This is a genomic window from Streptomyces sp. NPDC048623 (assembly GCF_040650755.1).
GTDB lineage: Bacteria > Actinomycetota > Actinomycetes > Streptomycetales > Streptomycetaceae > Streptomyces.
The window spans coordinates 48,058-58,097 of sequence record NZ_JBEZHV010000036.1 but is presented as its reverse complement, the minus strand read 5'-3'; the positions used below and the strand labels follow the sequence as shown (position 1 = coordinate 58,097).

At 69.7% G+C, this 10,040-nt stretch carries 9 protein-coding genes; 2 read left to right on the top strand and 7 right to left on the bottom strand.

What is annotated here, in order from left to right; translation table 11 throughout:
* Positions 1–291: 291 nt before the first annotated feature.
* From AB0C73_RS33660 to thyX, 3 genes are all read right to left on the bottom strand, one after another.
* A complete protein-coding gene (locus AB0C73_RS33660; protein WP_362537312.1) occupies positions 292–1,977 on the bottom strand; it encodes a ribonuclease J in 1,686 nt (561 codons plus the stop codon).
* Positions 1,978–2,130: 153 nt separating this feature from the next.
* The gene (gene dapA, locus AB0C73_RS33655; protein ID WP_362537310.1) at positions 2,131–3,030 is read right to left on the bottom strand and encodes a 4-hydroxy-tetrahydrodipicolinate synthase; all 900 of its coding nucleotides are present in this window, start codon (positions 3,028–3,030) and stop codon (positions 2,131–2,133) included.
* Between the two features lie 209 nt (positions 3,031–3,239).
* On the bottom strand, positions 3,240–3,983 hold the full coding sequence (gene thyX / locus AB0C73_RS33650; RefSeq protein WP_362537308.1) for an FAD-dependent thymidylate synthase: 744 nt from the start codon (positions 3,981–3,983) through the stop codon (positions 3,240–3,242).
* A 202-nt stretch (positions 3,984–4,185) separates the two neighbouring features.
* On the opposite strand from thyX, the gene AB0C73_RS33645 reads away from it, so the two are divergent.
* Both AB0C73_RS33645 and AB0C73_RS33640 read left to right on the top strand, forming a co-directional pair.
* Positions 4,186–4,416: a hypothetical protein gene (locus AB0C73_RS33645; RefSeq protein WP_362537306.1), complete on the top strand. Its 231-nt coding sequence runs from the start codon at positions 4,186–4,188 to the stop codon at positions 4,414–4,416.
* Between the two features lie 52 nt (positions 4,417–4,468).
* Positions 4,469–5,017, top strand: coding sequence for a hypothetical protein (locus AB0C73_RS33640; RefSeq protein WP_362537305.1), 549 nt, complete (start codon positions 4,469–4,471; stop codon positions 5,015–5,017).
* A gap of 105 nt (positions 5,018–5,122) precedes the next feature.
* On the opposite strand, the gene AB0C73_RS33635 is transcribed toward AB0C73_RS33640, so the two are convergent.
* From AB0C73_RS33635 to AB0C73_RS33620, 4 genes are read right to left on the bottom strand one after another with little or no spacing between them, the layout of a single operon-like run.
* Entirely contained in the window at positions 5,123–5,569 is a 447-nt protein-coding gene (locus tag AB0C73_RS33635) for a hypothetical protein (RefSeq protein WP_362537303.1), read from the bottom strand.
* Between the two features lie 5 nt (positions 5,570–5,574).
* Complete coding sequence (gene dapB, locus AB0C73_RS33630; RefSeq protein ID WP_362537301.1) at positions 5,575–6,327, bottom strand: 4-hydroxy-tetrahydrodipicolinate reductase; 753 nt, start codon at positions 6,325–6,327, stop codon at positions 5,575–5,577.
* A gap of 39 nt (positions 6,328–6,366) precedes the next feature.
* On the bottom strand, positions 6,367–7,746 hold the full coding sequence (locus tag AB0C73_RS33625; RefSeq protein ID WP_362537299.1) for a pitrilysin family protein: 1,380 nt from the start codon (positions 7,744–7,746) through the stop codon (positions 6,367–6,369).
* Positions 7,743–9,977: a polyribonucleotide nucleotidyltransferase gene (locus AB0C73_RS33620; RefSeq protein WP_362537297.1), complete on the bottom strand. Its 2,235-nt coding sequence runs from the start codon at positions 9,975–9,977 to the stop codon at positions 7,743–7,745. The genes AB0C73_RS33625 and AB0C73_RS33620 overlap by 4 nt, the downstream gene beginning before the upstream one ends.
* Between the last annotated feature and the right edge of the window lie 63 nt (positions 9,978–10,040).

Here is a 10,040-nt window from a genome sequence, read left to right as displayed (position 1 = left end):
CTCCGGGCGCTTCCTTCGTTCTTGCGTTTCCGACTCTATCAGATCTTTCCGATCCGATTTCCTCGGTGCTTTCCGGTCCCTTTTCGACTTTCGTCTTTCCGGGCCCTTCCGGCGGTGCCGACTTTATCAGAAGTTCTGAGTCGGTTTTCCCGCCCCCGGTTCCCCTTCACGGGCGCACGTCGGCGCTCGCTGGTTCCCCGCTGGCGGAGCCGTAAACGTACTGGAGCGGGGCGCCCCGATGCAAATCGAGGCGCCCCGCTCCGTGTTCGATCCCACCCGAAGGGGTGACCGTCAGACCTCCACGACCACCGGGAGGATCATCGGGCGCCGGCGGTAGGTGTCGGAGACCCACTTGCCGACCGTGCGGCGGATGAGCTGCTGGATCTGGTGCGGCTCGACCACGCCGTCCTGGGCGGACTTGTTCAGCGCCTGGTCGATCTTGGGGAGCACCGCGTCGAAGGCGGAGTCCTCGATGCCGGAGCCGCGGGCGTGGACGTTCGGGCCGCCGACGATCTTGCCGGTGGAGGAGTCCACCACCACGAAGACCGAGATGATGCCCTCCTCGCCGAGGATGCGGCGGTCCTTGAGGGAGCTCTCGGTGACGTCGCCGACCGAGAGGCCGTCCACGTACACGTAACCCGCCTGGACCTTGCCGGTGATGCGGGCGCGGCCGTCGACCAGGTCGACGACGACGCCGTCCTCGGCGATGACGATGTGGTCCTTCGGGATGCCCGTCATGGCGCCGAGTTCGGCGTTGGCGCGCAGGTGGCGCCATTCGCCGTGGACCGGCATCAGGTTCTTCGGCCGGCAGATGTTGTAGAAGTACAGCAGCTCGCCGGCGGAGGCGTGGCCCGAGACGTGGACCTTGGCGTTGCCCTTGTGGACGACGTTGGCGCCCCAGCGGGTCAGGCCGTTGATCACGCGGTAGACCGCGTTCTCGTTGCCCGGGATGAGGGACGACGCCAGGATCACGGTGTCGCCGGGGACGATCCGGATCTGGTGGTCGCGGTTGGCCATCCGGGACAGCGCGGCCATGGGCTCGCCCTGGGAACCCGTACAGACGAGCACGACCTCGTCGTCCGGGAGGTCGTCGAGCGTCTTCACGTCCACGACGAGGCCGGCGGGGACCCGCAGATAGCCGAGGTCGCGGGCGATGCCCATGTTGCGGACCATGGAGCGGCCGACGAAGGCGACGCGGCGCCCGTACTCGTGGGCGGCGTCCAGGATCTGCTGGATGCGGTGCACGTGGCTGGCGAAGCTGGCCACGATGATGCGCTTCTGGGCGTTCGCGAAGACGTTCCGCAGGACGTTGGAGATGTCGCGCTCGTGCGGGGTGAAGCCCGGGACCTCGGCGTTCGTCGAGTCGGTGAGCAGGAGGTCGATGCCCTCCTCGCTCAGCCGCGCGAAGGCGTGCAGGTCGGTGAGGCGGTTGTCCAGCGGGAGCTGGTCCATCTTGAAGTCGCCGGTGTGGACGGCCATGCCCGCGGGGGTGCGGATGGCGACGGCCAGGGCGTCGGGGATGGAGTGGTTGACGGCGACGAACTCGCAGTCGAAGGGGCCGAACCGCTCGCGGTGCCCCTCGGCCACCTCAAGGGTGTAGGGGCGGATGCGGTGCTCCTGGAGCTTGGCCTCGATCAGGGCGAGGGTCAGCTTGGAGCCGATGAGCGGGATGTCCTGCTTCAGGCGGAGCAGGTACGGCACGCCACCGATGTGGTCCTCGTGGCCGTGGGTCAGGACGATGCCGACGATGTCGTCGAGGCGGTCCTGGATGGTGGTGAAGTCCGGCAGGATCAGGTCGACGCCGGGCTGCTCCTCCTCGGGGAAGAGGACGCCGCAGTCGACGATCAGCAGACGGCCGTCGTACTCGAAGACCGTCATGTTCCGGCCGATCTCACCGAGCCCGCCGAGCGGGGTGACGCGAAGGCCGCCCTTGGGGAGCTTCGGCGGGGCGCCGAGTTCGGGATGCGGATGGCTCAAAAGTCTCTCCTCACCACACGCGCCACGTACCGCTCGGGCACGTGGCGCGCATGACATTCGTGCACTTGCTGTTGTCTTTGGTTATGAGTGTTCAGTTACAGCGTGTTCAGTTGCGCGTGTTCAGTTACGGATCTTCGGTTGTGAAGTCTGTTGTCAGAGCTGTACCCCGCCGGCGGTCAGATCGACCTTGAGCTGAGCGGTCTCCTCGGCGGAGAGCTCGACGAGCGGCAGGCGCAGGGGGCCGGCCGGGAGGCCCTGGAGGGCGAGGGCGGCCTTGGTGGTCATGACGCCCTGGGCGCGGAACATGCCGGTGAAGACCGGGAGCAGCCGCTGGTGGATCTCGGTGGCCTTCTGGACGTCGCCGGAGAGGTAGGCGTCGAGCATGGCGCGCAACTCGGGGGCGACGACGTGGCCGACGACGGAGACGAAGCCGCAGGCGCCCACGGAGAGCAGCGGCAGGTTGAGCATGTCGTCGCCCGAGTACCAGGCGAGGCCGCTTCGCGCGATGGCCCAGCTGGCGCGGCCGAGGTCGCCCTTGGCGTCCTTGTTGGCGACGATCCGGGGGTGCTCGGCGAGCCGGACGATGGTCTCGGTGTCGATCGGGACGCCGCTGCGGCCGGGGATGTCGTAGAGCATCACCGGGAGCTCGGTGGCGTCGGCGATGGCCGAGAAGTGCCGGTACAGGCCCTCCTGCGGGGGCTTGTTGTAGTACGGCGTGACCGCGAGCAGGCCGTGTGCGCCGTCGCGCTCGGCGGCGCGGGCGAGCTCGAGGGTGTGGTGCGTGTCGTTGGTTCCGATGCCGGCGACGACATGGGCACGGTCGCCGACCGCCTCCAGTACGGCCCGTACGAGCTGCGATTTCTCCGCGTCGGTGGTGGTCGGGGACTCGCCGGTGGTGCCGTTGACGATCAGGCCGTCGTTGCCTGCGTCGACCAGGTGGGTGGCGAGTCGCTGGGCGCCGTCGAGGTCGAGTGCGCCGTCCGCCGTGAAGGGCGTGACCATGGCGGTGAGGACCCGCCCGAAGGGGGTCTGCGGAGTGGAGATCGGAGCCATGGGTAACACGCTACTCGCTGCTCAGCGCCGGGAGTCCCCTCGGGGGACGCGATAAGAGGAGCCCGGCACTGCCTGCTCGGGGGTTCAAGCAGTGCCGGGTCCGTTTGATCAGCCTAGATGAACTTCACGAAACGTCGCAATACGGACACTTCGCAGGGGATGTTCGTACTTATGTGCGCCCCCGGCGTGCGCCCCCTCCGGAGCGTGCGCTACGGCGCGACCCGGCCGTTCTTGTTGAAGGCGGCGTGGGTCAGCGGCATCAGCCGGGCCCAGTGCTCCTCCATCTTCTCGCCCACCATCTCGATCTCCCGCTGCGGGAAGGACGGCACCGCGGCCAGCTCGTGCTGGGTGCGCAGACCGAGGAAGTGCATCAGCGAGCGCGCGTTGCAGGTGGCGTACATCGAGGAGTAGAGACCGACCGGGAGGACCGAACGGGCGACCTCGCGGGCCACGCCGGCGGCCAGCATCTCCTGGTACGTGGCGTACGCCTGGCGGTACGAGTCCTCCATGGCGCGGCCGGTCAGCTCGTGCTGCGCCTGGGTGCCCTCGACGAACACGTACTTGCCCGGGCGGCCCTCCTGGACCAGCTTGCGGGACGCGTCCGGCACGTAGAAGACCGGCTGGAGCTCCCTGTAGCGGCCCGATTCCTCGTTGTACGACCAGCCCACCCGGTGCCGCATGAACTCGCGGAACACGAAGATCGGGGCGCTGATGAAGAAGGTCATCGAGTTGTGCTCGAAGGGGCTGCCGTGGCGGTCCCGCATCAGGTAGTTGATCAGGCCCTTGGAACGCTCCGGGTCCTTCTGGAGCTCTTCGAGGGACTGCTCGCCGGCCGTGGACACGCGCGCCGCCCAGAGGACGTCGGAGTCGGCGGCGGCGCTCCTGACCAGTTCGACGGTGACGTCGCTCCGGAGGTCGATCTTCGCGTCGTGCTCGGTGGAGGTGTCGGTCACCAGCGGTCCTTCCCGGCGGGGCTCGTTGCAGTCGCCCACTCTATCCATCTCCCTCTCAAGGATGAGATTCGGCCGCTTTGATGAAAAATCGGCACCAAAGCGCCCGTTCGCTCGTCTGTACCGGTGACACACCCGAGCACCACCGCCCAGAGGAGAGTGGCCCCAGATGTCGCTCCCCCTGGCTTCGCCGGGAGGTACCCCCATGCGAGAGGCCGTACCGTTCGCGTTCGTCGCGGAGTCCGACCACTTCCGCAGTAACGTCACGCCCCCGCCGAAGGAACGTCTCACCGCGGCCCAGTGGCTCGGCCGCGGCCTGCTCGGGCTGACCCTCGTCGCCGGCCTGGTCGGCTCGCTCGTCTTCGGCATGCCCGCCCTCGGCGCCGGGGACGCCGGCGGTCATCGGCATCAGTCCGAGGCATCCGACGGCCGCTGAGGTAGCCTCACCGGGCACAGCCACCGAACGTGCTTGTGAGTGAGGACCTGTCGTGCCCCTGCCCTTTCTGACGGCCGACCGCGCGTTTGACGCGGACGAGGACATCGCGCTGCCGTTCGCCGACCACGACCAGTGGCGCCGGCCGTACCGGCCGGGACCGTGGCGGGTAGGGCTCGCCGCGCTCGCGCTGCTGCTCGCTTCGTTCGTGCTGCTGGCGGCCGTGATCATCGCCGCGGCCGGGGAGTCCGGCGGGGCGATGTTCACCTTCGGCTTCGCCGCGCTGATCATCGCCTCCGCGCTGCGCATGCTCCGGATGGGCGTCTGGGTCAGCCGGGCCGGCCTGCGGCACGTCCGCTTCCTCACCACGAGCACCCTGTCCTGGCGGCAGGCGAACGGCGTGCGCACCGTCCAGCAGCCGGTGCGCTGGCTCGGCCTCCCCCGCACCGTCCAGGGCCAGGCCCTGATCCTCGTACGCCAGAACGGCGAGCAGACCGCGCTGCTCACCGACCACAACGCCGACTTCCTCTCCCGCGTCGAGGCCTTCGACCGCGCCGCGGACACCGTCGAGGCCTGGAACGCGGAGTACGCGGACGCGCGGTAGGACGCCGCCTGCGGGTGCGTGTGGCTGGTCGCGCTCGCACGGCGGAGCCGTAGGTGTCACAGCCCCGCGCCCCTGACGGGGGCACGGGCGAATCGCCCCCGCCCCCTACGCCGTTCCCGCCTCGTGCAGCGCGATCGCGCGCTGCATCGCCTTGCGGGCGCGCGGGGTGTCGCGGGCGTCGCGGTAGGCGACCGCGAGGCGGAACCAGCTGCGCCAGTCGTCCGGCGCGTCCTCCGTCTCGGCCTTGCGGCGGGCGAACACCTCGTCGGCCGAGTCGCGGTCGATCCGGCCGCCCTGGGTGCGCTTCAGCTCGTCCACCGGCAGGCCGCCCTCGGCCTCCAGCTCCTCGGCCAGCCGGTTGGCGCGGCGCGCGAAGCGGGTGTTCTGCCACAGGAACCAGCCGCCGACGACCGGCAGCAGGAACGCTATGGCGCCCATGCCCATCGCCGCCGGTTCCCCGGTGAGCAGCAGCAGGACGCCCTCCATCGCCACCACCCCGAAGACCAGGACGAGGACGGTGGAGAGGAAGACGTACGTGATCTTTCCGCCCATGACCGTCAGCCCAGGTCCAGGAAGTGTTCCAGGCCGAAGGTGAGGCCCGGGACGGTGGTCACGCGGCGGGTGGCCAGCAGGATGCCCGGCATGAAGCTGGAGTGGTGCAGCGAGTCGTGCCGCACGGTGAGGGTCTCGCCCTCGCCACCGAGCAGCACCTCCTGGTGGGCGAGCAGGCCCCGGAGGCGTACGGCATGCACCGGGACGCCGTCCACGTTCGCACCGCGCGCCCCTTCCAGGGCGGTCGTGGTGGCGTCCGGCTGGGGGCCGAGACCGGCCTCGGCGCGGGCGGCGGCGATCAGCTGCGCCGTACGGGTGGCCGTGCCCGAGGGGGCGTCGACCTTGTTCGGGTGGTGGAGCTCGACGACCTCGACCGACTCGAAGTACGGCGCCGCGATCTGCGCGAACTTCATGGTGAGGACCGCGCCGATGGAGAAGTTCGGGGCGATCAGGACGCCCGTCTGCGGGAACTGGGCGAGCCAGTCCCGCAGCTGCGCGAGGCGCTCCTCGGTCCAGCCGGTGGTGCCGACGACCGCGTGGATGCCGTGGCGCACGCAGAAGTCGAGGTTCCCCATGACCGAGCCGGGGGTGGTCAGCTCGACGACGACCTGGGCGTCCGCCTCGACGAGCGTCTCCAGCTTGTCGCCGCGGCCGAGGGCCGCGACCAGTTCCATGTCCTCGGCGGCCTCGACCGCCCTGACCGCCTCGGAGCCGATCCGGCCCTGGGCTCCGAGGACCGCCACGCGCAGCTTGCTCATTGCTCTCTTCTCTCAGTGAACTCGTGCGAACTCGTTCGGTCAGGCGACCGCTTCATGGAGGCGGTTCGCCTGCTTGTCCTTCAGCGGGCCTATCACCGAGAGCGAGGGCCGCTGCTCCAGTACATCGCGCGCCACCTCCCGTACGTCGTCGGGGGTGACGGCGGCGATCCGGGTCAGCATGTCGTCGACCGACATCTGCTCGCCCCAGCACAGCTCGCTCTTGCCGATGCGGTTCATCAGCGCGCCCGTGTCCTCCAGGCCGAGGACGGTGGAGCCGGAGAGCTGGCCGATGGCGCGGGCGATCTCCTCGTCGGTGAGTCCGTCGGCGGCGACCTTGTGGAGCTCGTCGCGGCAGATCTTCAGCACGTCGTGGATCTGGGCGGGCCGGCAGCCCGCGTACACGCCGAACAGGCCGCAGTCGGCGAAGCCCGAGGTGTACGAGTACACGCTGTAGGCCAGGCCGCGCTTCTCCCGTACCTCCTGGAAGAGGCGGGAGGACATGCCGCCGCCGAGCGCGGTGTTCAGCACGCCGAGGGCCCAGCGGCGCTCGTCGGTGCGGGCCAGGCCCGGCATGCCGAGGACCACGTGCGCCTGCTCGGTCTTGCGGCCGAGCAGCTCGACCCTGCCCGCGGTACGGATGGTGCGCCGGCCGTCGCGCGGGGCGATCGGCGCGGCGTGGTCCCGGCCGAGGGCGCCGGCGCGTTCGAAGGCGCGGCGGACCTGTCGTACGACGGTGGCGTGGTCGATGTTGCCCGCGGCCGCGACGACCAGGTGGGTGGGGTCGTAGTGCTTCTTGTAGAAGCGGGCGATCTGGTCGCGGTCCAGGGCGCTGACGGTGTCGACCGTGCCGAGGACGGGGCGGCCGAGCGGGGTGTCGCCGAACATGGTGCGGGCGAACAGGTCGTGCACCACGTCGCCCGGGTCGTCCTCGGTCATGGCGATCTCTTCGAGGATCGCCCCGCGCTCGACGTTGACGTCGTCCTCGAGGATGAGCGAGCCCGTGAGCATGTCGCAGACGACGTCGATCGCCAGCGGCAGGTCGGTGTCCAGGACCCGGGCGTAGTAGCAGGTGTACTCCTTCGCCGTGAAGGCGTTCATCTCGCCGCCGACCGCGTCGATCGCGGCGGAGATGTCGAGGGCGGAGCGCTGCTTGGTGCCCTTGAAGAGGAGGTGCTCCAGGTAGTGGGTGGCGCCGTTGAGCGCCGGTGTCTCGTCCCTGGAGCCGACGTGCGCCCAGATGCCGAAGGTCGCGGAGCGCACCGAGGGGAGAGTCTCGGTGACGATGCGGAGGCCGCCGGGGAGGGTGGTGCGGCGGACGGTGCCGATGCCGTCCCTGCCCTTGAGCAGTGTTTGGGTACGGGCGACGGCCCGCCCCTCCGAAGAGGGGCGGGCCGTCGTCACGGAACTGCGGGACGTCACTGGTCGGTGTCGTCCTTCTTCACCGCGGCGGAGCCGCTGTCGGATGCAGTCTCGCCCTCGATCACGGGGATGAGGGAGAGCTTGCCGCGCTGGTCGATCTCGGCGATCTCGACCTGGACCTTGGAGCCGATCGCGAGCACGTCCTCGACGTTCTCCACGCGCTTGCCACCGGCGAGCTTGCGGATCTGCGAGATGTGCAGCAGGCCGTCCTTGCCCGGGAGCAGGGAGACGAAGGCACCGAAGGTGGTGGTCTTGACGACCGTGCCCAGGTAGCGCTCGCCGACCTCCGGCATGGTCGGGTTGGCGATGCCGTTGATCGTGGCGCGGGCGGCCTCGGCGGCCGGGCCGTCGGCGGCACCGATGTAGATGGTGCCGTCGTCCTCGATCGTGATCTCGGCGCCGGTGTCCTCCTGGATCTGGTTGATCATCTTGCCCTTGGGGCCGATGACCTCGCCGATCTTGTCCACGGGGATCTTGACGGTGATGATCCGCGGGGCGTTCGGGGACATCTCGTCCGGCGTGTCGATCGCTTCCATCATCACGTCGAGGATGTGGAGGCGGGCGTCGCGGGCCTGCTTGAGGGCCGCGGCCAGGACGGAGGCCGGGATGCCGTCCAGCTTGGTGTCGAGCTGGAGGGCGGTGACGAACTCCTTCGTACCGGCGACCTTGAAGTCCATGTCGCCGAAGGCGTCCTCCGCACCGAGGATGTCGGTGAGGGTGACGTAGTGCGTCTCGCCGTCGATCTCCTGGGAGATCAGACCCATGGCGATACCGGCGACCGGGGCCTTGAGCGGCACACCGGCGTTCAGCAGCGACATGGTGGAGGCGCAGACCGAGCCCATGGACGTCGAGCCGTTGGAGCCGAGGGCCTCGGACACCTGGCGGATCGCGTACGGGAACTCCTCGCGGGTCGGCAGGACCGGGACGAGGGCGCGCTCGGCGAGGGCGCCGTGGCCGATCTCGCGGCGCTTCGGGGAGCCGACGCGGCCGGTCTCGCCGGTGGAGTACGGCGGGAAGTTGTAGTTGTGCATGTAGCGCTTGCGGGTCACCGGGGAGAGGGTGTCCAGCTGCTGCTCCATGCGGAGCATGTTGAGGGTGGTGACGCCCAGGATCTGGGTCTCGCCACGCTCGAACAGGGCGGAGCCGTGCACGCGCGGGATGGCCTCGACCTCGGCGGCGAGCGTACGGATGTCCGTGACGCCGCGGCCGTCGATGCGGACCTTGTCCTTGATGACGCGCTCGCGCACCAGGGCCTTGGTCAGGCTGCGGTAGGCGGCGGAGATCTCCTTCTCGCGGCCCTCGAAGGCCGGGAGGAGCTTCTCGCCCGCGAGGACCTTGACGCGGTCCAGCTCGGCCTCGCGCTCCTGCTTGCCGGCGATGGTGAGCGCCTGGGCGAGCTCGCCGCGGACGGCGTCGGAGAGGGCGGCGTAGACGTCGTCCTCGTAGTCGAGGAAGATCGGGAACTCGCCCTCGGGCTTCGCGGCCTTGGCGGCGAGGTCGGCCTGGGCCTTGCACAGGACCTTGATGAAGGGCTTGGCGGCCTCGAGACCGGCGGCCACGACCTCCTCGGTCGGCGCCTCGACGCCGCCCTTGACGAGCTCGATGGTCCGGTCGGTGGCCTCGGCCTCGACCATCATGATCGCGACGTCGCCGTCCTCCAGGACGCGACCGGCGACGACCATGTCGAAGACGGCGTCCTCGAGCTCGGTGTGCGTCGGGAACGCGACCCACTGGCCCTTGATCAGGGCGACACGGGTGCCGCCGATCGGGCCGGAGAAGGGCAGGCCGGCCAGCTGCGTGGAGCAGGAGGCGGCGTTGATCGCGATCACGTCGTAGAGGTGATCGGGGTTGAGCGCCATGATCGTCTCGACGATCTGGATCTCGTTGCGCAGGCCCTTCTTGAAGGACGGGCGCAGCGGGCGGTCGATCAGGCGGCAGGTGAGGATCGCGTCCTCGGAGGGGCGGCCCTCGCGGCGGAAGAAGGAGCCGGGGATCTTGCCGGCGGCGTACATCCGCTCCTCGACGTCCACCGTGAGGGGGAAGAAGTCGAGCTGGTCCTTGGGCTTCTTCGACGCGGTGGTCGCGGAGAGCACCATGGTGTCGTCGTCCAGGTAGGCGACGGCGGAGCCGGCGGCCTGGCGGGCCAGGCGGCCCGTCTCGAAGCGGATGGTGCGGGTGCCGAAGGCGCCGTTGTCGATGACGGCCTCGGCGTAGTGGGTCTCGTTCTCCACTAGCGGTTTCTCCTACGTTTCGTCTTTGCGTCCGGCGGGCCCGTGTGGCCCGGGGACGGTGCG